Origin of the sequence: Rhizobium sp. ERR 1071 (genome assembly GCF_007828675.1) — a bacterium.
GTDB classification, from domain to species: Bacteria; Pseudomonadota; Alphaproteobacteria; order Rhizobiales; family Rhizobiaceae; genus Rhizobium; species Rhizobium dioscoreae.
This window is the reverse complement of record NZ_VITM01000001.1, coordinates 1033074-1057773: the sequence shown is the minus strand read 5'-3', so window position 1 is coordinate 1057773 and position 24700 is coordinate 1033074. Positions and strand designations below refer to the sequence as shown.

21 protein-coding genes are annotated in these 24700 nt (G+C 60.3%); 6 read left to right on the top strand and 15 right to left on the bottom strand.

Annotated features, from left to right (window positions below; genetic code table 11):
• Positions 1-13: 13 nt before the first annotated feature.
• Positions 14-2662, bottom strand: a complete 2649-nt coding sequence (gene pepN / locus FBZ99_RS05305) for an aminopeptidase N (RefSeq protein WP_113390331.1) — start codon at positions 2660-2662, stop codon at positions 14-16.
• 469 nt (positions 2663-3131) lie between these two features.
• Here pepN and FBZ99_RS05300 point away from each other — a divergent pair, with 469 nt between their 5' ends.
• A complete protein-coding gene (locus tag FBZ99_RS05300) occupies positions 3132-3983 on the top strand; it encodes a hypothetical protein (RefSeq protein ID WP_113354032.1) in 852 nt (283 codons plus the stop codon).
• A 74-nt stretch (positions 3984-4057) separates the two neighbouring features.
• Here the strand turns inward: FBZ99_RS05300 and FBZ99_RS33045 are convergent, their stop codons facing one another.
• The 7 genes from FBZ99_RS33045 to FBZ99_RS05270 form a co-directional block, all read right to left on the bottom strand.
• Positions 4058-4222 carry a hypothetical protein gene (locus tag FBZ99_RS33045; protein WP_168192546.1) on the bottom strand — a complete coding sequence of 55 codons (165 nt, stop codon included), beginning with the start codon at positions 4220-4222 and terminating at the stop codon, positions 4058-4060.
• A 58-nt stretch (positions 4223-4280) separates the two neighbouring features.
• Positions 4281-4472: a hypothetical protein gene (locus tag FBZ99_RS05295; protein WP_092710297.1), complete on the bottom strand. Its 192-nt coding sequence runs from the start codon at positions 4470-4472 to the stop codon at positions 4281-4283.
• Positions 4473-4610: 138 nt separating this feature from the next.
• A complete protein-coding gene (locus tag FBZ99_RS05290) occupies positions 4611-5504 on the bottom strand; it encodes a uracil-DNA glycosylase (RefSeq protein WP_113354033.1) in 894 nt (297 codons plus the stop codon).
• A gap of 55 nt (positions 5505-5559) precedes the next feature.
• Complete coding sequence (locus tag FBZ99_RS05285) at positions 5560-6849, bottom strand: Hsp70 family protein (protein ID WP_113354034.1); 1290 nt, start codon at positions 6847-6849, stop codon at positions 5560-5562.
• 228 nt (positions 6850-7077) lie between these two features.
• A complete protein-coding gene (locus FBZ99_RS05280; RefSeq protein WP_145631772.1) occupies positions 7078-10197 on the bottom strand; it encodes an efflux RND transporter permease subunit in 3120 nt (1039 codons plus the stop codon).
• Positions 10194-11426, bottom strand: coding sequence for an efflux RND transporter periplasmic adaptor subunit (locus FBZ99_RS05275; RefSeq protein WP_145631770.1), 1233 nt, complete (start codon positions 11424-11426; stop codon positions 10194-10196). The genes FBZ99_RS05280 and FBZ99_RS05275 overlap by 4 nt, the downstream gene beginning before the upstream one ends.
• Positions 11427-11853: 427 nt before the next feature.
• Complete coding sequence (locus FBZ99_RS05270) at positions 11854-12642, bottom strand: SDR family oxidoreductase (protein WP_113354037.1); 789 nt, start codon at positions 12640-12642, stop codon at positions 11854-11856.
• Positions 12643-12934: 292 nt separating this feature from the next.
• Between FBZ99_RS05270 and FBZ99_RS05265 the strand changes: the two genes are divergently transcribed.
• Positions 12935-14599, top strand: a complete 1665-nt coding sequence (locus FBZ99_RS05265; protein ID WP_145631767.1) for an electron transfer flavoprotein-ubiquinone oxidoreductase — start codon at positions 12935-12937, stop codon at positions 14597-14599.
• Positions 14600-14605: 6 nt separating this feature from the next.
• A complete protein-coding gene (locus FBZ99_RS05260; RefSeq protein WP_145631765.1) occupies positions 14606-15133 on the top strand; it encodes a GNAT family N-acetyltransferase in 528 nt (175 codons plus the stop codon).
• A 1-nt stretch (position 15134) separates the two neighbouring features.
• Here FBZ99_RS05260 and FBZ99_RS05255 read toward each other — a convergent pair whose 3' ends face one another.
• The 3 genes from FBZ99_RS05255 to FBZ99_RS05245 form a co-directional block, all read right to left on the bottom strand.
• Positions 15135-15500 (bottom strand): type II toxin-antitoxin system VapC family toxin, encoded by a 366-nt coding sequence (locus tag FBZ99_RS05255; RefSeq protein WP_145631763.1) that lies wholly within the window; start codon positions 15498-15500, stop codon positions 15135-15137.
• Positions 15497-15694 carry a type II toxin-antitoxin system VapB family antitoxin gene (locus FBZ99_RS05250; protein WP_069616104.1) on the bottom strand — a complete coding sequence of 66 codons (198 nt, stop codon included), beginning with the start codon at positions 15692-15694 and terminating at the stop codon, positions 15497-15499. The genes FBZ99_RS05255 and FBZ99_RS05250 overlap by 4 nt, the downstream gene beginning before the upstream one ends.
• Positions 15695-15796: 102 nt before the next feature.
• A complete protein-coding gene (locus tag FBZ99_RS05245; protein WP_145631761.1) occupies positions 15797-16699 on the bottom strand; it encodes a DMT family transporter in 903 nt (300 codons plus the stop codon).
• A 144-nt stretch (positions 16700-16843) separates the two neighbouring features.
• On the opposite strand from FBZ99_RS05245, the gene FBZ99_RS05240 reads away from it, so the two are divergent.
• Positions 16844-17317 (top strand): Lrp/AsnC family transcriptional regulator, encoded by a 474-nt coding sequence (locus FBZ99_RS05240; protein ID WP_112724385.1) that lies wholly within the window; start codon positions 16844-16846, stop codon positions 17315-17317.
• A gap of 65 nt (positions 17318-17382) precedes the next feature.
• On the opposite strand, the gene mgtE is transcribed toward FBZ99_RS05240, so the two are convergent.
• Together mgtE and FBZ99_RS05230 are read right to left on the bottom strand one after the other, a co-directional pair.
• Positions 17383-18756, bottom strand: coding sequence for a magnesium transporter (gene mgtE / locus FBZ99_RS05235; RefSeq protein WP_145631759.1), 1374 nt, complete (start codon positions 18754-18756; stop codon positions 17383-17385).
• A gap of 354 nt (positions 18757-19110) precedes the next feature.
• On the bottom strand, positions 19111-20124 hold the full coding sequence (locus FBZ99_RS05230) for a zinc-binding alcohol dehydrogenase family protein (protein ID WP_145631756.1): 1014 nt from the start codon (positions 20122-20124) through the stop codon (positions 19111-19113).
• A gap of 105 nt (positions 20125-20229) precedes the next feature.
• Between FBZ99_RS05230 and FBZ99_RS05225 the strand changes: the two genes are divergently transcribed.
• Positions 20230-20634: a winged helix-turn-helix transcriptional regulator gene (locus tag FBZ99_RS05225; RefSeq protein WP_069616108.1), complete on the top strand. Its 405-nt coding sequence runs from the start codon at positions 20230-20232 to the stop codon at positions 20632-20634.
• On the opposite strand, the gene FBZ99_RS05220 is transcribed toward FBZ99_RS05225, so the two are convergent.
• The gene (locus FBZ99_RS05220) at positions 20599-21816 is read right to left on the bottom strand and encodes an MFS transporter (RefSeq protein WP_145631753.1); all 1218 of its coding nucleotides are present in this window, start codon (positions 21814-21816) and stop codon (positions 20599-20601) included. The two genes, FBZ99_RS05225 and FBZ99_RS05220, sit on opposite strands and share 36 nt — an antisense overlap.
• 320 nt (positions 21817-22136) lie before the next feature.
• On the opposite strand from FBZ99_RS05220, the gene FBZ99_RS05215 reads away from it, so the two are divergent.
• The gene (locus FBZ99_RS05215) at positions 22137-23084 is read left to right on the top strand and encodes a diacylglycerol/lipid kinase family protein (RefSeq protein WP_145631751.1); all 948 of its coding nucleotides are present in this window, start codon (positions 22137-22139) and stop codon (positions 23082-23084) included.
• 5 nt (positions 23085-23089) lie between these two features.
• Here FBZ99_RS05215 and FBZ99_RS05210 read toward each other — a convergent pair whose 3' ends face one another.
• A complete protein-coding gene (locus FBZ99_RS05210; protein WP_145631749.1) occupies positions 23090-24430 on the bottom strand; it encodes a glutamine synthetase family protein in 1341 nt (446 codons plus the stop codon).
• Positions 24431-24700 lie beyond the last annotated feature (270 nt).

The window sequence follows — 24700 nt, the reverse complement described above, 5'->3', positions numbered from 1 at the left end:
CGGGCGATCGAAATCACTCCTTGAGGATACGTTCGACGATGTCGCGCACGTCGGTCGAAAGACCGCCTGCGCGCTCGATCCGCATCAGCGCCGCGCGGGCATGGTCGGCCCGCACCGGCTCCAGCAGGCGCCAGGAGCGCATTGAAGTCAGGATGCGTGCCGCAAGCTGCGGGTTGCGCTGATCGATCTCGAGGATCTCGTCGGCCAGGAAATTGTATCCGGCACCATCTACGCGGCCAAAGCCGGTGGGGTTGGCGAAGGCGAAGGTGCCGATCAGCGCCCGCACGCGGTTGGGATTGGTGTGCTTGAACAGCGGTGTCCCCATGAGCAGCCGGATGCGCTCCAGCGCGCCGGCGCCAGGAATCGCTGCCTGAATGGCGAGCCACTTGTCGATGACGAGCGCATTGTCTACGAAGCGGTCGCGGAAATGCGCAAGCGCTGCCGCCGTCTCGGCAGTATCCGGGAAGCGTTGGGCCAAAATGGTCAGTGCCGCACTGAGATCGGTCATGTTGTTCGCCGCGTCATAGGCGGCCTTTGCTCTCGCTGGCGTCTCGTCCAGCTGCGAGAGATAGCTCAGTGCCGTATTGCGCAAGGCGCGGCGACCGGCGCTTGCCGAATCCGGGGTAAAGGGGCCGGACGTCTGCATGCTGTCATAGAGGGCGGTGAAGACATGCTTTCCAGCTTCCGCGACCCGCTTGATGATCGTCTGGCGTGCGGCGTGAATGGCATCGGGGTCGTTGTTGCCGCCGAGTTCGCGGGCGATATCGGCCTCGCTGGGCAGGGCGAGCGCCTGAGCGCGGAATGCCGGCTCCAGGCTTTCGTCGGCTGCGGCTGCGAGCAGCGCCTCGGTGAAGGCTGAATCGCAAGTGATATCGATGCCTTGGCGTATATCGCGCGCCGCCTGCAAGAGGTTCGGCAGGCCAAGATCGATCAGCGCCTGCCAGCGGGCGAAATGATCGGTCTCGTAGCGAGCAATCAGTGCAAGGTCCTGGGTGCTCTGGCTGAATTGCAAGTTGATCGGCGTCGAGAAGCTGCGATTGAGCGAAAGAACTGGCCGCGAGGGAATGCCGTGGAATGTCACGGTCTGCGCCTGCTTCGTCAGATGCAGGACATCGTCGGTGAGCTCTGCCCCGGTAACGGACGCGGGCGTGATGATCGTGCCGTCTTCGGCGAGCAAGCCCATGCGTAGCGGAATGTGCATCGGCTTCTTCACGGTCTGGCCCGGCGTCGCCGGCACCATCTGCTCGAGCGACAGGATGAACGTCTTGGCATCGGCATCATAGGCGCCGGATGCCGTGACGAGCGGCGTGCCGGCTTGGTGATACCATAGCGAAAACTGTGTGAGGTCGCGACCGCTGACATCCTCGAAACATCTGACGAAATCTTCGATCGTAACGGCCTGTCCGTCATGCCGGTCGAAATAGAGGTCCATGCCCTTCTTGAAGAGATCGCGGCCGAGCAGCGTCGCGATCATGCGTGTGACTTCGCTGCCCTTCTCATAGACGGTCGTCGTGTAGAAGTTATTGATTTCACGGTATGTCGTCGGCCGCACCGGATGGGCAAGCGGCCCGCTGTCCTCTGGAAACTGTTCCGACTTCAGGTGACGGACTTCGGCGATCCGCTTGACGGGACGCGAGCGCTGGTCGGCAGAGAACTCGTGATCGCGATAGACCGTCAGGCCTTCCTTGAGGCAGAGCTGGAACCAGTCGCGGCAGGTGATGCGGTTGCCCGTCCAGTTGTGGAAATATTCGTGCGCGATGATGGCTTCGATATTGGCATAGTCGGCATCGGTTGCCGTCTCTGGGTCGGCCAGAACGTACTTGTCGTTGAAGACGTTGAGGCCCTTATTCTCCATCGCCCCCATGTTGAAGTCCGATACGGCGACGATCATGAAGATGTCGAGATCGTATTCGCGGCCGAACCGCTCTTCGTCCCACTTCATCGAGCGCTTCAGCGCATCCATGGCGTAGGTCGCACGCGGCTCCTTGCCGTGCTCGACATAGATCTTCAGAGCGACCTCACGGCCGGACATCGTGGTGAACGTGTCTTCGACGACACCAAGATCGCCAGCGACGAGCGCGAAGAGATAGCTCGGCTTCGGGTGCGGATCGAACCACGCGGCGAAATGCTTGCCTTCACCATAGCCGGCGCCGCCGAGGAAATTGCCGTTCGACAGCAGCAGCGGATTGGCGGCCTTGTCGGCTATGATGTTGACCGTATAGGGGGCGAGAACATCCGGCCGGTCGGGGAAATAGGTGATACGGCGGAAGCCTTCGGCCTCGCACTGCGTGCAATAAATGCCGCCGGTGCGATAGAGACCCATCAGCTGCGTGTTGGCTTCCGGGTTGATAACGGTCATGATCGTCAGCTCGAAGGGCGTGCTTTCCGGCAGATCGCGAACCGTGAGGCTTTCAGGCGTGGCGTCATATTGCGCGGCAGACAGCTCCGTCTGATCGAGCAGCAGGCCGGAGAGCACCAGCTCGTCGCCATCGAGCACCAAGGGTGCCTTGGGATCGATACCTTCGCGCCGATGGAAGATCAGCCGTGCCTCCACCTTGGTCTCGGTCGGATGCAGATCGAAGGTGAGGTCCACGCGTTCCAGAACGAAGTCGGTGGGACGATAGTCTGCCAGATTGACGATCTGGCCGGTGTCTGTGCGCATGGTCTATCCTGATCAGGCTATGCTATGGCGGGCACAGTCCGAAGCCCTCCTCCGGACTGAAAGTGCCGCATCATTACACCGAAATCTGAACCAAAGTTAAAGTCATATCGCAATGCCAATATGTTTTGTTATGGCACAATAAGTATTCGCTCGCCGAGCGGTTCTCGATTCAGCTATTCAAATAAAAAGTGGCAGCTCTACGCCTGCATTTGCAGACCGACAGTGCAATTGCTACCATAACGTTCCGGTGGATCATCATGACTGCATTGCTATTGGGTGCAGGCCGTTACGGTCGGGAAACAATAATTTAAAGTAAATTATTTGTTTAACCCCTTGCGATATAAAAGCGCTTGCATAACTATAGCATGCTATTAGATGTCGGAATTATGATCGATTCCGATGATTTCGTTCACAAAAATGAAACATCCACTTTCTGTTGCTTTTAAGAAGGGCACCCCAGGAGGCCCGATTGAGTTTTCCCATCGAGCAACTTGCTCGTCATCCTAAGTTCGTAGCATCCTTGAGCTTTCTCTCTGAGACATTGCGTAACCGTTATGATAGCGGCCCGAGGGTTGCGCGCATGCTCGCCTCACATCAGCGCTGGCTTCTGACCCAGGCCGCCTATGCGCTTCATCTTGAATATGATCCGGGGATTCCGGGTTCGGGGCTGACCGTTGTTGCCCTGCGCAACCTCATCACGCATTACCGCATCGCCAGCCGCAACACGGTCCTGAGCTTCATCGAGGAACTGCTGACCTATCGCTTCCTGGAGTTGGCTCCAGGTCCTGCCCGCCGTCCGCGCCGCTACGTGCCGACCGAAATCAGCTATACGGCGATGTTCGGCTGGTATCTCGCCAATCTGGCCGCGCTCGATCTCCTTGACAATGGCAGCCGCGCAGCCGCGCTGGTGGCTTCGCCGATGCTGATGGATCTGGCACAGCCGCGCATGACCCGCAATTGTCTGGCCGCCGACATCTGGCGCGAACCGCCGGAAAGCGTAGGCCTATTTCTCTGGACGGAATCCGGCGGTCTTGTTGTCGATCATATCGTGTCAAGGCTGGATCTCAGTGGAGAAGTCGGCGATCGAATCGATATCGGCCATGTCGATGCCCGCGCTCTCGCCGCGCATTTTATGATATCGCGTACCCATTTGCAGCGTATCCTGCGTAAATCTGCCGACCGCGGAGACATCGGCTGGCATGACGAACCCAAGAAGACGCGTATGTGGATATCGCGCAATTTTCTCGATCAGTATTGCGGATGGCAGGCCGTAAAATTGGCTGCGGTCGATGAGGCCTTCGCCTGGGCGCGGTCCGCATAGAGGGCGGGGCTCTCTCGGAACTGCCCGTTCGGCCCGAGCCGTTAATCAGGCAGAGTAATTCTGCCTGTAAAATCTCAAAGCGGAATGCTGGTCGCGACGATCCGGGCAGCGCTTGTGCTGCGGCACTCGTCCTTGTGAAAATTGCGTGCGCGCTCGAATTCCTCGGCGGCCCGCACCGCAGAGCCGATATGGCCGACGGAATCGAGCAGAGCGATGAATGAACGCAAACCTGAAGACATGATGGAATCCCGATACTTGAACGTTACGCTGGATCGCCCGGCAATTCGCGCCCGCAAGTCAGCAGGCGCGGAAATCGGCGAAAATTGCCGTCGGGCGGCTGATGCGAGCCGAGATGCCGGTGCCTCGTGCGGTCATCTGCTCATTGGCAGCAATGCCGAGATTGCGATGGCCGTTTATGGCGCGCACGGGCTCGATGGCGCGGCGCAGGGTATCAAACCCGCAGTGAATAGGGCGAAAACGTGCAGTCATTGCCTTGGTTCCTTTCGAATTCCTCCCAAGACAACCTTTATATTGCAGTGCAGCATAGATTCTGCAACGCACAGCAAAAGAAGACTGCCATGCAATAAATGCATAACTTGTGTCATTCTCCATTAATAGCTGTTGAAATTAGCCTAATATTTCAGCGGCGACATAATTCTTGAAGGCCAGAAGATCGCTCCAGGCCAGACGTTTATTGATGGGCGCGGTCAGCAGTTCCTGTGGATGCAGGCTGGCGATAGCGGGGATGGTTCGGCCGAGAATGCTGATTTCCCGCCATTGTCCGCGCAGTCCATGGATGGTTTCGCCACCGCCGAAGAAGTGGCGGGCGGTGAAATTACCGAGCAGCAGCACAGCCTTCGGCTCGGCAAGCGCAATCTGCCGTTCTATGAACGGACGACATATCTCGATTTCTGCCGGAGAAGGGGCGCGGTTGCCCGGCGGTCGCCACGGAATGACGTTGGTGAGCAGGATCGAATCGCGCTGCAGGCCGATGGCGGCGAGCATCCTGTCGAGCAACTGTCCAGCGCGGCCGGCAAACGGCGCCCCCTCGCGATCATCGTCAGCGCTCGGCATCGGCCCGATCACCATGATCCGGCCCTCCGGCGTGCCGCTCGCAAAGATCGTCGAACGAGCGCTGTTCTTGAGATTGCAGCCATTGAAGGCTTCGATCGCAGTCTTCAACTCACTGAGAGAACGCGCACTTTCGGCCGCGAATCGGGCCTGTTCCACGGCTTGCTCGTCGGGAATGGCCGGCGTTGCGCGCGGTGGTGATGCCGCGGCAGGCGTCGCCGGCTTTGCGGCGGGGCGACGCTCGGGCAGTGACCGTGTGGCGGGTGCGGGTGCTGGCGCTTCGGCCCTTGGCTGCGTTGCGCGCGAGCCCTGCCGCGCGGCGCGCATCGCCTCGAATTCCGCAAACCGATCCACCGGCTCATCTTCCAGCAGCCAATCAACGCCGGCATCCGCATGGAAATGCAGAAGGGCGGCAAGCTCGGCCGGTGTGAGGTCGCTGGCGGAAATCATGGACGAACTCTAACCAAAGCGGCGCAGGAACGAAAGGGCAGGGTGGCCGGCTATCTCACGCCGTCCACTGGGCGATATCGTCCCGCTCGCCGATCAGGGCCAAACCATGGGCGATGGACAGCAGTTCGCCGCCCGTTTCGATGCGCTCCTGGCCGAAGCGTTCCGTGAAGATGCGCCGAACGGCCGGCACGAAGGAGGTGCCGCCCGTCAGGAACACCTTGTCGATCGCATTGGGCGAGGTGTTCGTCGTTGTCAGAACGTCATCCAGCGCTCCTTCGATGCGGGCGAGGTCTTCCGCAATCCACGTCTCGAAATCGGCGCGGCGCACATGCTTGCGGCCGGCCTTGCCGAGCGGCGGGAAGTTGAATTCGGCCTCTTCCTCGCTCGAAAGCGCCATCTTCGTCGCAGATACGGCCTGATAGAGCGGATAGCCTTCGTCATGCTCGACCAGCTCGATGAAGGTTTCCAGCTTCTCCGGCTCCAGGCTGCTGCGCACCAGCGTCTTCAGGTCGGCATATTCGCGCGAGGTCTTGAAGATCGAGAGCTGGTTCCAGCGGCCGAAATTGGCGTAGTAGGAGGTCGGCACTTCCAGCAGCTTGTCGAAACTCTTGAAGTAGCTTCCCTTCCCAATGGCCGGCGAGACGATGTTGTCGATCATCCGGAAATCGAAATGATCGCCGGCGATGCCGACGCCGGAATGGCCGATCGGCGTCGCCGTCAGCTTTCCGGCATGGGTCTCGAAGCGGATGAGCGAATAGTCGGTTGTGCCGCCGCCGAAGTCGGCCACCAGCACGGTCGCATCCTTCTTCAGGTGTTGGGCGAAGTAGAAGGCCGCCGCCACCGGCTCGTAGACGTAGTGAATTTCCGGAAAGCCGAATCGTGCAAGAGCGGCATTGTAGCGCTCGGTGGCAAGGGCAGGGTTCGGGTTGGCGCCGGCAAAATGCACCGGTCGGCCGGTGACGATGCGCGAAACATTCTCCGGCCATCCCTCTCCGGCGTAGGCGCGCAGGCGACGCACGAAGATCTCCATCAGATCCTCGAAGCTGTGGCGCTTGGCGAAGATCAGCGTACCCTGGAAGAGTGCGCTCGCCGCAAAAGTCTTGATCGACTGCAGGAAGCGGCAGTCGCCGGGATTGTCGATAAACTGCCGGATGGCCGCATGTCCTGCCTCGACCTTGAGCGCGGCCGCACCCAGCCCCGGATCCTTCATGAAGGAGAGCGCGGTGCGCATGCTGTCGGCGGTGCCGGCCGTGCTGTTGAAGGCGACCGATTGCGTCGCGGGTCCTTCGGCCATCGCCAGAACCGTGTTCGTGGTGCCGAAGTCGAAACCAAGCGCCCGAGCCATGCCCGCACTCCTTTCCGTCGAAATTGTCTGGATTGGGGCCAAGCCCCTGATGGGACGCATGACGCGCCCTGTCGCAAAGAGGGCGCGTCATGACATGGCTGGACGTCAAGTTCAAGACGGAGAGGTGCTTTTATTTTTGCCCGCCGTGGTATCCGCCGACAGTATTTCACCGGCGATGCGTTTCGCTTTGCTGGAAAAGGAATGGGCGCCTTTCGGCGCCCGTTTTTGTCATTCCGCGGCAATCGCCGACGGCGGTTCCTTCTGGTGCGGGTCGTCGTCCTTGCGCCGACCGAAACGACCGAGGAAGTCGCTCAGGCGGTTCATCTCCAGGAAGATGACAGGCGTGATGAACAGGGTCAGAAGCTGCGACACCACCAAGCCGCCGACCACAGCGATACCGAGCGGCTGGCGCAGCTCGGAGCTTGCGCCGCTGCCGACCGCGATCGGCAGGGCGCCGAGCAGGGCGCAGAAGGTGGTCATCATGATCGGGCGGAAACGGCGTACGCAGGCTTCGTGGATCGCTTCCGCCGGCGACATGCCAGTACTCGAGCGTAGCGTTTCCAGCGCCACGTCGATCATCATGATCGCGTTTTTCTTCACGATACCGATCAGCATCAGCAAGCCGATGAGCGCGATGACCGACAGGTCGAAGCCGAAGATCTTCAGCGCAAGCAGTGCGCCGAGAGCGGCGGCCGGCAGACCGGACAGAATGGTCAGGGGATGGATGAAGCTCTCATAGAGAACGCCGAGAACCACATAGATCGTCAGCACCGCAGCGAGGATCAAATAGGGCGTGCTGCCCTGCGACTGCTGGAAGATCTGCGCCGTGCCGCCGTAGGACGTGAAGATGTCCGCCGGCATGTTGATGTCCTTCTTGATCTGTTCGATCTGTGCCGTGGCGTCGCCAAGCGCTTCGCCGGCCGGCAGGTTGAAGGATACCGTGGTCGAGACGAGCTGACCGGTCTGGTTGATGGTCACCGGACCGGTATTGCGCTCGATGCGCGCGAAGGCCGACAATGGAACCTGCTGGCCGCTCGAAGACGTCACATGGATACGCGACAGCTTCTGGTCGTCCCAAGGCTGGTTCGCATCATATTCGATGATCACGTCATAGCTGTCGCCGGTCGACTGGATCTGTGCAGCGGCGTAGTCGCTGAAGGCCTCCTCAAGCGTGGTGCGCAGCAGGTTGTTGTTGATGCCGTAGGCGGCGGCTTTCTCCGTATCGACCACAATATTGGCCTGCAGTGCATTATATTGCGCGTCGGTGGTCACGTCGGTGAAACGTGGATCCTTTCGCATCTCCTGCAGCATCTTGTTGGCCCACTGGTTCGTCAGATCGGCGTTAAGCGCCTGGATGACGAGCTGATATTGGCTGGCGGTCTGGCGTCCGCCGAAGCGAAGGCTTTGCTGAGGGTTGATGAAGACCTGAATGCCTGGGATTTTGGCGACGGCGGCGCGTATTTCGCGCAAAGTCTGGTCGAGAGGCGGACGATCCTTCTTATCCTTTAGCTGCGCGTAGATCGTACCGTTGTTGAGTGTCTGGCGCGCGCTAGCGCCGACAACCGACATCACGTGCTCGACGGCCGAATTCGCCTTGATCGCCGCAGCGGCCTGGTTCTGAAGGTCACGCATCGCCGGATAGGAAATATCCTGACGGGCGCGGGTTGAAATCTGCAGCCGGCCGATGTCTTCCTGGGGGAAGAAGCTGGCCGGCAGCGTCAGGAAAAGGTAGGCCGACAGCGCGACCGAAGCAAGGAAGCTTCCGAGCACGATGTAGCGATGGCGAATGCACCATTCCACGCCCTTGCCGTAATTGACCTCGGTCCAGTTGAAGCCCTTATTGAAGATGCGCACCGGCAAGGGAGGATGGCTGTGGGCGTTGGAGAGACGCGAGCCGAGCATTGGCGTGACGGTCAGCGAAACCACCGCGGACGATATGATGGCGATTGCCACGACCATCCCGAATTCGTTGAAGATACGGCCAACGACGCCGCCCATCAGCAGGATAGGGATGAACACGGCGATCAGCGAGACCGACATGGAGATAATCGTATAGCTGACTTCGGCCGCGCCCTGGATGGCTGCCTGCCGCACAGGCATGCCTTCTTCCATGTGCCGCAGAATGTTCTCCAGCATGACGATGGCGTCATCCACCACGAGGCCCACTGCAATCGTCAATCCGAGCAGCGAGATATTGTCGACGCTATAGCCGAGCACATACATCATGCCGAAAGTTGATATCAGCGAAAGGGGCACGGCGAGGCCGGGGATAATCGTTGCCGTCACGTGGCCCGTGAACAGGTAGATGACGAGAACGACCAGGCCGATGGTCAGCAGCAAGGTAAACTTGACGTCCGAGATGGCCTCGCGGATTGGCTGGGCCGAGTCGTTCATAACGGTCATTTTGACGGAAGCCGGCATTTCGGCCTGCAGCTTCGGCAGCGTCTTGTTCACGGCATCGACAACGTCGACGGTGTTGGCATCGGGCTGGCGTTGAATAGCCAGAATGATCGCTCGCTGGCCATCATACCAGCTACCGATATTCTGGTTTTCTACGCTGTCCTGCACGTCGGCGACGTCGCCGAGGTGAATTGGCTTGCCGTTGGGATTGGCAATCACCAGCGTGCGAAACTCGTCGGCGTTGACGCGCTGCGTATTCGCATTGATCGTCATGCTCTGCGCCGAGTCTTGCAACGTGCCGACCGGGACCTGGTTGTTGGCGTTGACGACGGCTGTATTGACCGTGTCGATACCGATGCCGCGATCCAGAAGCTTGTTCGGATCGACGTCGATGCGCACCGCGTAGGTCTGCGCGCCGTTTACGGTCACTTCAGCGACGCCAGGCAGTGTCGAGATCGATGGAGAGATGATGTTCTCGGCGATATCGTCGAGCTTGCTGCGCTGCAAGGTGTCGCTTTGTACGGCGATCAGCATGACAGGCGCGTCGGCCGGATTGGTCTTCCGGTAGCTTGGCGGGGTGGTCAGGTTGTTGGGAAGTTTTCTTTGCGCGGTCGAAATCGCCGCCTGCACGTCACCGGCGGCGGCGTCGATGTTGCGGTCGAGATTGAACTGCAGCACGATGCTGGTATTGCCAAGCGAGTTTGTCGAAGAAATTTCGCTGATGCCGGGGATCGTCTCGAACTGTTTGATCAGCGGCGTGGCGACCGATGTCGCCATCGTCTGTGGTGAGGCGCCCGTCAGCTGGGCCGAGACGTTGATCGTCGGGAAATCCACCTGCGGCACTGCCGCGACGGGGATGAGCTGATAGCCGGCGAGACCGGCAAGCACCACGCCGATAGCGAGGAGCGTGGTCGCGACCGGACGCTGGATACAGAAGGTCGGGATCATTGTTGCGCTCCAACTGCGATGGTTTCGGTTTTTCCATCATCGGCCGAAGCGACCTTCTCGTTTGGATTGTCGCTGAACTGTTCCTTGACTTCGGTGCCGTTGTTCAGTTGCGACTGGCCTTCGACAACGACGTGATCGCCGACCGAAAGGCCTGTGGCGACGGCTGTGCGGCCGCCATTGGCGCGAGCAATCGTCACTGGCGTAATCTTGACCTTGTTGTCTTTCACCACAAAGGCGATATAGCCGTCCGGCCCCGGGCTGACGGCAACGGTCGGCACGACGATCAGCTGCTCGTTGTCGGCGAAGTGAACCATGACATTCGCGGAGCGTCCCGGCCACAAGGCACCGTTGGCATTTTCGAACGTTGCCTTCACGGCGATCGTTCCGGAAGCCTGGTCGACCGTGTTGTCGTAAAAGGTGATCGTTCCGGTGCGGGGCTTGCCCTGTGCGGAACGGGGAACGGTGGTGACGTGAACAGGACCCGCGGCCAGCTGTTCCTGCAGTTCGCGCAGATTGTTTTCCTGCATGGTAAACTTGATATATGCCGGATCATATTTGCTGATCGTCACGATCGGCGTGCCGGCGCTGACATAAGCCCCCAGGCTCAATTGAACATCGCCAAGCCTGCCATCATAAGGTGCCCGTATGTCGGTATTTCCGAGCAGGACTTGATTCGAGGCAAGCTGTGCCTGGTCCGCGCTGAGCGTGGCAATGGCGCCGTCGCGGGTCGCACGCGCTTCATCGGCAGTCGCCTGAGTGCCGGCGCTGCTCGTGAGCAAGCTATTGGCACGGGTCAGCGCGGTCTCCGCTTGGGCAAGGTTTGCCTGGTCTTTCGTAATGTTCGCCTTGTCCTTGTCGACGGCAGCCTGTGCCGTACGCGGATCGAGTTTTGCGATCAGGTCGCCGGCTTTGACCGTCGCGCCATCTTTTACGGCGATCTGCGTGATCAATCCGGCTTCCTGTGCGGCGATCGTCGTTGAATCGATCGGCACGACCCAGCCGGTCGCGGGAACGTCCATTGGGAGCGTAGTTTTGACTGCGGCAACGGTCTTTACCGCGACTGGGCCGGCCTGACGCTTGCCGCCGGCCTGCGCCGCCTTGCCGGCGTCTTTGGTTTCTGCGGACGCTTGATCGACAAAGGCGGAAAGGAAAGGAATACGGTCGCGGTAGCTCCATGCCGCAAGGGCTGCGACGACGAGAAGGCCGAGGGGAAGCCAAAGTTTTTTCATATTTAAAGAACCGGTCGGGGCTTGTTGCAGGAAGCGCGAGGACGGTGAAGTGTATTTATTGCGTCGCACAACAAAGACGAGCTTCGCCGCAATCCATACATCGCCGTTACCGCTAACGTTCGGTAATTCTGTCCCTTTAACGCGAATTCATGAACGCTGATGCTGTGGAATCTACCACAGTTCCGGACGACGAAAAATTAAAGCTTGGAAAGCTTTGGAATTGTTTCTGTTTGTGCGGTGCAGCAAACAGTCAAATGGCTATTTTTTGATTGCCGTTATGTAATAATCGGTCGGCAAAACAGCTTTAGGCGGTATTTATAGTGTAAAGATGTGCTGCCGCGTGCATAGAAGCGTTGCTGCAGCTCACGGAATTGTGTTGTCAGGCCCTGTTGCAAGGGCCTGCACTCTGTTCGCCGCGGTGGCGATCTCAAAGGGAGCGAGCAGCTCCCCCATCGCAGCGGACCATGGTGCCCGTCACGTAGCTCGCCGGTTCGCTGCAAAGGAAGGCGGCGGTGGCGGCGAATTCCTCGACGCGGCCGTAGCGGCCGGCGGGGATGCGCTGTTGGCGCTCGGCGCTGACCTCGTCGAGGCTTCTGCCGCCGCGTTTCGCCGTGGCCGAATCGAGCTCCGCCAGCCGGTCGGTCGCGATGCTGCCTGGCAGAAGCATGTTCACGGTGATGCCGTATGCCGCTACTTCGCTGGCCAGCGTCTTGCTCCAACCCGCAAGCGCCGGGCGCAGCGTGTTGGAGAGCGCAAGATTAGGAATGGGCTCGATGACGCCGGAGGAGGCGACGGTGAGGATGCGTCCCCATCCCTGTGCCTTCATCTCAGGCAAGAGCGCATTGGTGAGGGTAATGATCCGCGACACCATGGAGATGAAATAGGTCTCCAGTCGGTCGGCGGTCATATCTTCCGTCGTCCCCGGAGTCGGGCCACCGCTATTGTTGATGAGGATGTCGATGCCGCCGAGCTTCTCGGTCGCAGCCTTGGTGACGACCTCAACGAAGTTCTCGTCGTTGAGGTCGGCCCAGATCCAGTCGGCCCGGCCCTTGCCCTCGGCATTGATGGCCTTGCAATTGCTGTCCAGCCGGTCTCCGCTGCGGCCGCAGAGCAGGACATTCACGCCCTCGCGGGCAAGCGCCACGGCGATGCCATGGCCCAGCCCCTTCGATGAGGCGAGCACCAGTGCGCGCTTCCCGCCAATACGAAGATCCATCTTGATCACCCTTCATACTATTTGGATTGTCTGATTGGCATTTATAGAGGGCCATCGGGCGACTATGGAAGGTGCACTTCACAACTGATGGCAAATACCATCAGAATATTGACGTTAACGTAAGGGTCATTTAACTTGTTTTACGTGTTGGGCAAATTGGGGGATTGCCTGTCGCTTCCCGGCTCGACAATCCCCTCCCATTTTGACAAGAGATAACCGAAACGGGGAAGACGCCCAAGGGGACAAGGCTGCGATCCGGGATGATCGGACGCCGGCCAAGCGGAGAAGATGAATGACTGACGCGAACGAGCTGCCGGAACGCGAGAGCATGGAATTCGACGTTGTGATTGTCGGCGCAGGTCCAGCGGGCCTGTCGGCGGCGATCCGGCTGAAGCAGATCAATCCCGATCTGACCGTCGTCGTGCTCGAGAAGGGGGCCGAGGTTGGCGCGCATATCCTGTCGGGCGCCGTCGTCGATCCGATCGGCATCGACCGCCTGCTGCCGGGCTGGCGTGACGAGGAGGGGCATCCCTTCAAGACCAAAGTCACGAGCGACCACTTCCTGTTTCTGGGGCCTGCCGGCTCCGTCCGCCTGCCGAATTTCCTGATGCCGCCGCTGATGAACAATCACGGCAACTATATCGTCTCGCTCGGCAATGTCTGTCGCTGGCTTGCCGAGAAGGCCGAAGCTCTCGGCGTCGAGATCTATCCCGGCTTTGCCGCGACCGAAGTGCTCTATAATGAAGAGGGAGCCGTCATCGGCGTCGCGACCGGCGACATGGGCATCGAGAAGAACGGCGAACCCGGCCCGAACTATACCCGCGGCATGTCGTTGCTCGGCAAATACGTGCTGATCGGCGAGGGCGTGCGCGGCTCGCTCGCAAAGCAGCTGATTGCCAAGTTTGATCTCGCGCGGAACAGCGACGTGCCGAAGTTCGGCATCGGCATCAAGGAGCTCTGGGAGGTCAAGCGCGAGAACCATAAGAAGGGCCTGGTGCAGCACTCCTTCGGCTGGCCTCTTGGCATGAAGACGGGCGGCGGCTCGTTCCTCTACCATCTGGAAGACAATTTGGTCGCGGTCGGCTTCGTCGTGCACCTGAACTACAAGAACCCCTATCTCTATCCCTTCGAGGAATTCCAGCGCTTCAAGACCCATCCGGCCATCCGCGGCACTTTCGAGGGTGGTAAACGCATCTCTTATGGCGCGCGCGCCATCACCGAGGGCGGATATCAGTCGGTGCCGAAGCTGACCTTCCCGGGCGGTGCGCTGATCGGCTGCTCGGCAGGTTTCGTCAACGTTCCCCGCATCAAGGGCAGCCACAATGCGGTGCTGTCGGGCATGCTGGCGGCCGACAAGATCGCCGCGGCAATCGCGGCTGGTCGCGGCAATGACGAGGTGGTCGAGATCGAGAACGAGTGGCGCTCTTCGGATATCGGCAAGGACCTGAAGCGCGTCCGGAACGTCAAGCCGCTGTGGTCGAAGTTCGGCACGGCGGTCGGCGTGGCGCTCGGCGGCCTCGACATGTGGACGAACCAGCTCTTCGGCTTCTCCTTCTTCGGCACGTTGAAGCACGGCAAGACGGATGCCGCCTCGCTGGAGCCCGCCGCACAGCACCAGAAGATCGACTATCCGAAGCCGGACGGCGTGCTTACCTTCGACCGCCTCTCCTCGGTGTTCCTGTCGAACACCAATCATGAGGAAGATCAGCCGGTGCATCTGCAGGTCAAGGACATGGCACTGCAGAAGAATTCGGAACACGATGTCTATGCCGGTCCGTCAACGCGCTACTGTCCGGCCGGCGTCTATGAATGGGTGGAGAAGGACGGCAAGGATACCTTCGTCATCAACGCCCAGAACTGCGTCCACTGCAAGACCTGCGATATCAAGGACCCGAACCAGAACATCAACTGGGTGCCGCCGCAGGGCGGCGAAGGGCCGGTCTATCCGAATATGTGAGATGCGATGACGGAGATCGAACAGGGCGCCTGGACGATCCGTTCGGCCAGGGCCGGCGAACTGCATCTGCTCGCTGCCATCGAGATCGATGCTTTCTGGGCTCTGCATGAGGCCGGCGCGGTTGCTTGCGAGCCGACGTCCCTGCCTCTCGACGTGTTGGAGCAATCCCTTGCGGAAGGCTTGCTGTTCGTTGCCGTCGACGATGAAGATCGGCCGTTCGGCTTTTTGGCCGGCGTTATGAAAGATAGCTCGGTTTACATCGCCGAAATCGATGTCGTTAGACGTTGGCAGAAGCGAGGTGTTGGGCGTCGGCTGATGGAAGCTGCGATTGCGGCGGCGAGAACGCAAGGGGCCACTGGCGTCACTTTGACGACGGACCGGCATGTGGCCTTCAACGCGCCATTCTACGCCTCCTTAGGATTTCAAATCCTCGATGATGGAGAAAGGTCGGCCGCTCTCACGCAGATCCTGGAGAATGAATTTGACCACGGCGCTGATCCGACCAGACGCGTGGCCATGGCGCTGCGCTTCTGATTTATAGCCGCGCGGCAATGCCGAGGTTTTCGGCCACACGTTGCAGCCGTTTGTCGCGCGTCCAGAGATAGGTTCCAGGTGCCAGTATCGTCGCGGCCGCGAGATGAGCATCGATATAGCCGATTCCGGTACCCTGCAGTTTGTTGCTTCGGATGAAATAAAGAACGTCCTCATCCGAGGCTCTCGCAATTGCAGGCAGTCTACGGAGGCTTCCTATCACGAGATCATATTGCCGCAGATTGCCAAGGCTGATCTCACCGACGACAAAGGGATGAACGACGACTTGTTTTTGCTCCAGCAGAGATTGAAGCCGCGCCTCCAGCGAACGAAAGTGATCGATCCAGATCGACGTATCGACCAGGATCATTCGACGCCAAACTGACGACGAGGGGGAGCCGTGATATTCGGTTCGGTGCCGCCGAGACGTATCAGCGTTTTGGCGGCTTCCCGTTCCACAAGGGCTTTCAATGCTTCACGCAGGATTGCCGAGGTCTCGGCGAGACCGGTAACCTCGCGTGCATCCGCAAGCAACTTATCGTCGATGGCTACGGTGGTGCGCATTGATATCTCCGTTGTCATCAAAATTAGCATCAGATGATGCTGCTTTCAATGCCGAGGGTTGCACATGGCAGCCTTCGATCCATTGTCTTGCAGTTGAAAGACTTATTTCCGGGCCAGCACCCCGGTCGAAAGTGCCACCCCAAGCCCCGTGACGATCGCTGCGGCAATCCCGGCTGTTCCGATTTCCTCGCCGAGCAGAAAGCCGCCGCCGATCGTGGCAAGGACGGGGGTGATGGCGGTGAAGGCTGCGGCCTGGGTGCCACCGAGAGCCTGGACGGCGAGGCCATAGGCGAGAGTGGCGGCAAGGCCGGACAGCAGGCCCTGGCTGACGATCTGCAGACCGATTTCCGGCAGCGGCACCGAGGCAAGTGAGCTGCCGAAGACGGCGGCCAGGCCGACATGGATCAGGAACGACCAGACGGCGATGATGGCGCTCGACTGCAGAGCACTCAGGCCGGAGCGGCGGAAGGCATGGGTGTAGCTTGCCCAGAGCACGGCCGACAGCGGCAGCAGGGTAAAGCCCTCCCAGGAGATCTGCACGCCATAGAGGCTGCGTGCCAGGAGGATCACGACGCCGGCGACGATGCCGCCAAGGCCGAGCCAGCGGGTGATATCAAGCCGCTCGCGGAACAACAGCACACCAATCAGGGCAGTTGCGAGCGGCATGGAGCCGCCGAGCAGGATGCCGGCAGACGAGGCAGGCGTGAACTGGATGGCAAGCGTGGTCAGCTGGAAGAAGAGGGCGCCGGAGCCGCAGACCATCAGCGCGAGCAGTTTCAGTGGCACGCCCTTCGGCAGCAGGCCCGTCTTCCACCAGACGGGAGCGAGCACGAGGGCCGGCACGCCGTAGCGGATGAGGCCGAGATCGATGGTGCCCATCTGTGTTTCGGCCGTGTGGCGGGTGGCAAGAATCCAGTTTGCCCAGATCAAGACGGTAACGATGGCGCCGGCATAGCCGACTATGGTGGGGGTTGCCTTGCGGGTGGAGAGAGACAAAGCGGTCATCGACATATCCTTTCCAACGATCCGGTTATCTTTCGAATGAGGAAAAGATAGCCCCGAAGGCCGAGGCATGTCCTTGCTAGTTATGGCTCCAAAATCGTGGTATCAGCAATAATCTGCCAATTTGCAAATCAGAGTTTCTCGAATATGCCAAAACTGGATAAATTCGATATCGCGATCCTCAACTGCCTTCAGGAGGATGCGCGCGCCACCAATGTCGAGATCGCCGAGCGGGTAAATCTCTCGCCGTCTCCTTGCCTCAGGCGCATTCGCAATCTGGAAAAATCCGGGCTTTTGCGCGGCTATCGCGCGGATATTGACCGCAAGGAGGCCGGCCTCGGTCTCACGGTCTTCGTGGAACTCAAGGTAGGCCATCATTCGAAGGAGAATTCCGAGACGCAGCAGGCAGCATTGCTCGCCATTCCGGAAGTCGTCGCCTGCCATCTGATTTCGGGCACGGCCGATTTCCTGGCTGAGGTCGTGGTGGAGGATTTGGCCGCCTATGAGAAGGTGATGTCGGAAAAGCTGCTTGTCCTTCCAGGCGTGGTCGATCTGCGCTCGAACTTCGCGATTCGCACGATCAAGACCAACGGTGCTCTGAAACTGCCGCAGCCTGAATGAAATAGCCGGAGTAAAAATGAAAAAGGGCCGTTGCCGGCCCCTTTGCCATGAGAGTCTGATTGTCCTCAGAGCATCGTTCCGCTGAGGATCAGCAGGGCAACCGAGAAGTAGATCACCAGGCCGGTGACATCGACGAGCGTCGCGACGAAGGGTGCTGATGCGCTGGCTGGATCGAGGCGCAGCTTCTGCAGAACGAAGGGCAGCATAGAGCCGGCAAGCGAGCCGAAGGTGACGATGCCGATCAGGGCCGCGAAGACGGTGAAAGCGACCAGCTGCCAATGCGGGCCGTAATCGAAGAGGCCGATATTCTGCCAGAGCACGATGCGGGCAAAGCCGACGAGGCCGAGGATCGCGCCGAGCACGATGCCTGTCGGCAGTTCGCGGAACGCCACGCGCCACCAGTCCGAAAGCTTGAGCTCGCCGAGCGCCAGCGCCCGGATGATCAGCGAGGTCGCCTGCGACCCGGAATTGCCGCCCGAGCTCATAATGAGCGGGATAAAGAGCGTCAGCACGACGGCCTTTTCCAGCTCGCCTTCGAAGTGCTGCATAGCGCTTGCGGTCAACATTTCGCCGAGGAAGAGAGCGGCAAGCCAGCCGGCGCGCTTGCGGATCATGCCCGCAAAGCTGATCTTCATATAGGGCTGGCCGAGGGCCTCCATACCACCGAACTTCTGGGCGTCCTCGGTCGTATCGGCGATCATCGTATCGATGACGTCATCGACGGTGACGATGCCGAGCATATGGCCCTTGTCGTCGACGACAGGCAGCGCCAGAAGATCGTGACGGCGGATCAGGCGCGCGACATCCTCCTGCTTCATCAGCGGCGGTGCCGTAACCGGCACGCCTTTCTGGGCCACCGTCAGGATACAGGCATCGGGCTCGCCGGTGATGAGGCGGCGCAGCGTCACGACGTGCAGCAGCACATGCGTCTCGTCATCGAGCACATAGATGGCATAGACCGTTTCGCGGGAGCGCTCGACCTGGCGAACGTGACCGAGCGTCTGGGCGACCGTCCAGCTCGCGAAAACGCTGACGAATTCCGTCGTCATGATGCCGCCGGCTGTGCGCGGCGGATAGCCCATCAGGCCCTGGATCGCCTGCCTTGCATGTTCGTCAAAGGTCGCGAACAGCCGGGCGCGTGCGTCGACATCCATTTCGAGCAGCACGTCGGCGACGCGGTCGTTGGACATGCCATGCAGCAGGCGCGCGGCATCTGCGTTGCCCATGACTTCGAGAATGGCGGGTGCGTTGCGCAGCTCCGGCCGGTCGAGAATGCGCACGGCGCGCTCTTCCGGCATTTTGGCGAGAATGCGGGCAGCCTCCGCTACGTCCGTTGCGTTCAGAGCCTCGACGCGTTCCGCAATGGTGACGGCGCGATTATTATTGATGAATGCACGAGCGGCATTGCCGGCCCGCGCGGGAAAGCTGTTGATGTTCATTATAGCTCGCCTTTCCGGTCGATCCGCCGTCGTAGCGGATCGTGGCGAGCCGACAGGAGTCGGTTAGTGCACGAATGCTACTGACGGCAAAGGCAATCGACTACTACTGTCGCTAGGCATCGAAAGATGGCTCCGGTTAATCGGTATGGAAAACGCTGTTCCCCACGTGCGGAGAAGTCGCGCCGAAGGCATGAAAAGTCAAGAGGCGGAGACGCCTAAATGCTCGATCCTGCGATAAAAATTTGTTTAGGCGGCTGCAAATTTTTGCGATGCAACAAAACCTGATGCAAACGCGTTAAAACAAAGCGGCCGGACGACATTCGCCCGGCCTGATCTGTCGCGGATATTGGCTGCTCAGAAGCCCGCCAGAACGACCTTGCCCTTCATCTTGCCGGTCTCGACGAGGGCATGCGCCTTCTTGAGATTGGCGGCGTTGATCGCGCCTGCGGTCTCCGTCAGGGTCGAGCGAATCTTGCCGGAATCCACCAGTTCGGCGATCTTCGTCAGCAGCTTGTGCTGCTCGATCATGTCGGCGGTGTTGAAGAGCGGACGAGTGAACATCAGCTCCCAATGGGTTGATACCGCCTTGCGCTTGAAGGGCACGACATCAAGGGTTTTCGGGTCGTCGATCAGGGCGAAGCGGCCTTGCGGCGCAATGGCTTCGACGATCGAGTCGACATGATCAGACGTGTTGGTCGTAGAGAAGACGAAGGCCGGAGCACCGATGCCGAGCGCTTCGATCTGCGGCGCAAGTGGTTTCGAGTGGTCGATGACATGGTGCGCGCCCAATTCCTTCACCCAAGCCTGCGTTTCCGGCCGGGATGCCGTAGCGATGATGGTGAGATCGGTCAGCGCGCGGGCGATCTGGATGGCGATCGATCCGACCCCGCCGGCTCCGCCGATGATAAGGATGGCATTGGCGGCGCCGGGAACCGGATCCCGCACCTTCAGCCGATCGAAGAGTGTCTCGTAGGCCGTGATCGAGGTCAGCGGCAGCGCGGCGGCCGCCGGAAAATCGAGACTCTTTGGCTTGGCGCCGACAATGCGCTCATCGACCAGATGGAATTCGGCATTGGAGCCGCCGCGATTGATGGCGCCCGCATAGAAGACTTTGTCTCCGGGCTTGAACATGGTGACATCGGGGCCAACCGCCTTGACGATGCCGGCAGCATCCCAGCCGATGACCTTGTATTCACCCTCTGGCGGCGCGACATTGGAACGGACTTTGACATCGACCGGATTGACGGAAACGGCCTTCACTTCGACGAGCAGATCATGACCCTCTGCCTCGGGCATCGGCAGTTCGATGTCGATCAGGGATGTTTCTGCGGAGATGGGTTGTGGCTGCTTGTAGGCGACTGCGCGCATGGGAGAAGCTCCTGGGTTGGTTGCACAGAGGCTAGATGCGCATTATCTTCAAAAGGCGCAAGAATGCACATTTTCTGTACGTAGATACAAAAAGGATACTGTCAAATGTCGGTTCCCCGCTCCAAGCTTGTCGGCAATTTCCCCGGATGCCCGGTCGAGGCGACGCTGAGCGTGCTCGACGGCAAATGGAAGGGCGTGATACTGTTTCACCTGATGGATGGAACGCTGCGCTTCAACGAAATCCGCCGCAAGCTGCCGTCGGTAACGCAGCGCATGTTGACCAAGCAATTACGGGAATTGGAAGAATCCGGGCTGCTATCACGCACTGTCTTTCCGGTCGTGCCGCCGCGCGTCGATTATGCGCTGACGCCGCTTGGCGCCAGCCTGGGGCCGATCATCAAGGCGATGGCCGTTTGGGGCGAGGAGAATGTATTTTGCCGCGACGGGCGCCAGCAGCTGGGCGCCCCTGGCATGTCATGCACGCCCGGTGCGGCGCTCCAGGCTAACTGAAACGGCGAAGACGGCGAGGCCTGCAACGGAAAGTACCGCGCCGACATAGCCAGTTGCAGCCGCCGTAAAGCCCCAGGAGATCACCAGCCCGCCAAGCCAGGCGCCGAGCGCATTGGCGATATTGAAGGCGGAATGATTGGAGGCGGCGGCCAGCGTCTGTGCGTCGGCAGCCACATCCATCAGCCGGGTCTGTACGGCGGGGCAGGCAGCAAAGCCGCAGCCGATCAGGAAAACGCAAATGCAGAGCATGATCGGGTTGGCCGCCGTCAGCGAGAAGAGCGTCATGATGACGATGTTGAAGATCATCATGCCGCCGATCGTTCCCTTGATGGAGATATCGCCAAGGCGCGAGCCGACGATGTTACCGACATTCATGCCGATGCCGAAGAGAGCCAGCACGACCGGCACCATGGCGGAGCCGAGGCCGGCGACATCGGTCGTGGTCGTCGCGACGTAGCTGAAGATCGAAAACATGCCGCCGAAGCCGACGGCGGCGACTCCAAGCGAAAGCCAGACCTGCATGCGCTTCAGCGCGCCGAGCTCGCGCGTAATGCTCGCGCCGTCCTCAACCTTGTCCTTGGGGAGGAAGAGGGCGATCAGCAGCATGGTGGCTAGGCCGATAGCGCCAACCATCATGAAGGCTGCGCGCCAATTCAGAAGCTGTCCGAGGAAAGTCGCGATCGGCGTGCCGATCAGCGTCGCGATCGTGAGGCCGAGCATCACCTGGCCGACGGCGCGCACGCGGCGATGGACCGGCACCATCGAGGCAGCTACGAGCGCGGCAACGCCGAAATAGGCGCCATGCGGCAGGCCGGTGATGAAGCGCAGTGCCGTGAAGCTTTCGAAAGTGGGTGCGAAGGCGCTGGAAATATTGCCGGCGGCAAAGATCGCCATCATCAGGAGGAGCAGCGTGCGGCGCGCCATCTTTGCGGCGAGCACGGCGATGATTGGTGCACCGACGACGACGCCGAGCGCATAGGCGCTGATCACATGACCTGCTTCCGGAGTGGTAACGCCGAAGGTGTCGGCTACATTCGGTAAGAGTCCCATGATGACGAATTCGCCCGTGCCGATACCGAAGCTGCCGACGGCCAGCGCCAAAGTCACCAGCGCGATCGCGGTGCGCGACGGTGCTTCGAGGGTGGTTTGGGTATCGAGGACCTCGGCGGTAATATCGCTCACGAAAACTCCTTGGGCGGCACACGAAGGTCAAGCGCCGCGAATCAGGCGGCAAATCCCGGCATTCGGCGCTCAGTGCATCAAAATGGAATAAGGGACAGGCGGGTATGGACACACCCTCGTTGATACTATCAATGAGAGCAATGTTCCTGTCGCGTGCATTTTTCGCAGTGCAGCATGTCCGATCATGCATAAGTGCGCTGCGGCGACCGAGCGAAACGGCCGCAATGCTTGAAATCATTCCATCCAAAACCATCTGAGAAGAAGCGCAGGGGGCCTTAGCCCCTCAGAAATATAGTTTGCGGGAAGACCGAGAGCCCCCGATGAAGTTGATCGGCTTTTTCAATCGCGATGGCGGAACGTTCCGCACGACCGACATGGCTGTCTATGAAAGGAAAGCGGAACAGGTCTTCCGCGACGCCGGTCATGCTTTCGAAGCCGTGGTCGTGGAGGGACGCAACATCGTCTCGGCAATGGAGCGTGCTGCACGTCGTGATGATATTGACGGCATTGTCGCCGGCGGCGGCGATGGCACGATTTCGGCGGCCGCGGCCATCGCCTGGAAAAACGGCGTCGCCCTCGGTGTCATTCCGGCGGGCACCATGAACCTCTTTGCCCGCTCATTGCGTCTGCCGCTCGACATCTGGCAGACGTTAAACGTTCTTGCGACAGGCGAGGTCGACAATGTCGATATCGGCAGCGCCAACGGCCGCGCTTTCATTCATCAGTTTTCAGCGGGCCTGCATGCGCGCATGGTGCGCTATCGCAATGGCTACACCTATCGCTCGCGCATCGGAAAGATGTCGGCCAGCACGCGCGCCGCCTTCGGCGTCATTGCCAATCCTCCGGAATTCGACGTCGACTTCGAGGCCGGCGACATTCGCGAGCGCCGGCATGTCTCGGCGATCTCGGTCTCGAACAATCCCTTCGGCGCCAATGCGCTGCTTTACGCCGACAGCCTGCGCAGCGGCGAACTGGGCTTTTACACGGCAAAGCCCCTGCGGCCGCTCGGCGTCGCCCGGCTTGCCATCGACATGCTGCGCGGCCGGGTTCGTGAGAACGCCGATGTCATGGTCATGCATGCGCCGGAAGTGCATCTGCACTTTCCGAAGCTGCGCCAGCTTGCCAACTGCGTCATGGATGGCGAGTTGCTGCCCCTCGAGCGTGATGTGACGCTCAAGGTGCATCCGGGCGAGCTCAAGGTGATGGTCCGTGAAGGGACCGCCGCGCGCGTCCAGAGCGAGGGTGCTATCGATAGCCTCGCCGTCTGACGTCGTCAGAGACGCGGCAGATAGGTGCGATAATCGAAATCGGAAACGGTGCGCAGATAGCGGATCGCCTCCTTCTGCTTGGTATCGCCATAGAGCCTTTGATATTGCTCGCCGAACACATCGGCAATGAAGGCTGACGTTCGGAAGCGCTCCACCGCAGTCAGAAAATCATGCGTCAGCTTGGGCGCGTCGGCCGGCACATAAGCCGGCGTCGTCTCCTCACCGGGATCGAGGTCGTTCTGCACGCCGAGCAGCATGCCGCCTAGGATTGCCGCCAGCATGAGATAGGGATTGGCATCCGCACCGGCGACACGGTGCTCGATGCGTGCACCCGGCCCGTCCTTTTCGGGAATGCGCACGGCCGTACCGCGATGGCCGAAGCCCCAGGTCAGATCGACGGGGGCAAAGGAGCCTGGTTGGAAGCGGCGGTAGGAATTGGCATAGGGCGCAAAGACCAGCTGCGCGTCCTGCAGCGTCTGTAGCAGCCCTGCGCAGATCGACTTCAGTCTCTTCGGCTCGCCGCCAGCTGCATCGAGGACATTGCGCCCTTGGGCGTCAATTATACTTGCATGCACGTGCAGTCCCGAGCCGGCATGGTCTGTATAGGGCTTGGCCATGCAGGTCGATTTCAGGCCGTGCTTGCGCGCCGCCTGCTCGGCCACGCGCTTCAGCATGACGCAATCATCTGCAGCGGCCAGCGCATCCGGGCGATGCAGAAGGTTCACTTCGAATTGGCCGGGGCCGAATTCCGCCGTCGTTGCGTCCGCCGGCAACTCTTGAGCCCGCGCATAGGCACGCAAGGTTTCAAGATAGCCATCAAGGAGATCGACGGCATCCATGTCGTAAAGCTGAAAGCCGTTCGGTTCGCCCCGGTAGGTCAGGGCCGGCGGCGGCGACGGGATGCCTTTGTCGCGCCAGTCTCCGGCCAGAAGGTAGAATTCCAGCTCGGTCGCGATGACGGGCGTCAGGCCAAGCGCCTTGTAGCGATCAACGACGGCGGCAAGAATGGCACGCGGGTCCTGGAAGCTCGGGCGGCCATCGAGCTCATGCATGGTGGCGAGCACCTGCTTCGATCCCGCTGGTGCCCAAGGCATGTCGGCGAGCGTACGCTGGTCGGCAACGCAGGTTCCGTCGGGATCTCCGATCGTCATTGAAAGGCCGGTAAATTCGTCATTGTCATAGCCCCAGATATCGAGCGATTGTGTCGAAGTCGGCAGCCGTACGGCACCGGACCAGACCTTCTTTTCGGCTGAAATCGGTATCTGCTTGCCGCGCAGCCGGCCGTTCATGTCCGAAATCAGCACTTCGATGCGCGCGTTACCTTCGGTTGCGTTGTCGGCCGCCATGCTCTTGTAAATCCCCCATGCTCACGGCATGGTCGTAAACCAAGATAGCTTTCAGTCAAGTGTGGCTGCGTAGCGGTTTCGTGCCCGGCCCCTCACCCTAGCCCTCTCCCCGCATGTGCGGGGAGAGGGGACTTTCTGATGCTCAGCCTCGCACGTAGCGGCATGGGCAGGATAACCCCCTCTCCCCGTTTGACGGGGAGAGGGCTGGGGTGAGGGACCATGCACATAATCTCAGCGTCCGTAGATTTGCCTGACCAGCCGAAATTCAAA

Coding starts and splice junctions, on each gene's coding strand:
- pepN (WP_113390331.1), bottom strand. CDS start 2,662: ATGCGCACAGACACCGGCCAGATCGTCAATCTGGCAGACTATCGTCCC.
- FBZ99_RS33045 (WP_168192546.1), bottom strand. CDS start 4,222: ATGTCTTCAGGTTTGCGTTCATTCATCGCTCTGCTCGATTCCGTCGGC.
- FBZ99_RS05295 (WP_092710297.1), bottom strand. CDS start 4,472: ATGACTGCACGTTTTCGCCCTATTCACTGCGGGTTTGATACCCTGCGC.
- FBZ99_RS05290 (WP_113354033.1), bottom strand. CDS start 5,504: ATGATTTCCGCCAGCGACCTCACACCGGCCGAGCTTGCCGCCCTTCTG.
- FBZ99_RS05285 (WP_113354034.1), bottom strand. CDS start 6,849: ATGGCTCGGGCGCTTGGTTTCGACTTCGGCACCACGAACACGGTTCTG.
- FBZ99_RS05280 (WP_145631772.1), bottom strand. CDS start 10,197: ATGATCCCGACCTTCTGTATCCAGCGTCCGGTCGCGACCACGCTCCTC.
- FBZ99_RS05275 (WP_145631770.1), bottom strand. CDS start 11,426: ATGAAAAAACTTTGGCTTCCCCTCGGCCTTCTCGTCGTCGCAGCCCTT.
- FBZ99_RS05270 (WP_113354037.1), bottom strand. CDS start 12,642: ATGGATCTTCGTATTGGCGGGAAGCGCGCACTGGTGCTCGCCTCATCG.
- FBZ99_RS05265 (WP_145631767.1), top strand. CDS start 12,935: ATGACTGACGCGAACGAGCTGCCGGAACGCGAGAGCATGGAATTCGAC.
- FBZ99_RS05260 (WP_145631765.1), top strand. CDS start 14,606: ATGACGGAGATCGAACAGGGCGCCTGGACGATCCGTTCGGCCAGGGCC.
- FBZ99_RS05255 (WP_145631763.1), bottom strand. CDS start 15,500: ATGATCCTGGTCGATACGTCGATCTGGATCGATCACTTTCGTTCGCTG.
- FBZ99_RS05250 (WP_069616104.1), bottom strand. CDS start 15,694: ATGCGCACCACCGTAGCCATCGACGATAAGTTGCTTGCGGATGCACGC.
- FBZ99_RS05245 (WP_145631761.1), bottom strand. CDS start 16,699: ATGACCGCTTTGTCTCTCTCCACCCGCAAGGCAACCCCCACCATAGTC.
- FBZ99_RS05240 (WP_112724385.1), top strand. CDS start 16,844: ATGCCAAAACTGGATAAATTCGATATCGCGATCCTCAACTGCCTTCAG.
- mgtE (WP_145631759.1), bottom strand. CDS start 18,756: ATGAACATCAACAGCTTTCCCGCGCGGGCCGGCAATGCCGCTCGTGCA.
- FBZ99_RS05230 (WP_145631756.1), bottom strand. CDS start 20,124: ATGCGCGCAGTCGCCTACAAGCAGCCACAACCCATCTCCGCAGAAACA.
- FBZ99_RS05225 (WP_069616108.1), top strand. CDS start 20,230: ATGTCGGTTCCCCGCTCCAAGCTTGTCGGCAATTTCCCCGGATGCCCG.
- FBZ99_RS05215 (WP_145631751.1), top strand. CDS start 22,137: ATGAAGTTGATCGGCTTTTTCAATCGCGATGGCGGAACGTTCCGCACG.
- FBZ99_RS05210 (WP_145631749.1), bottom strand. CDS start 24,430: ATGGCGGCCGACAACGCAACCGAAGGTAACGCGCGCATCGAAGTGCTG.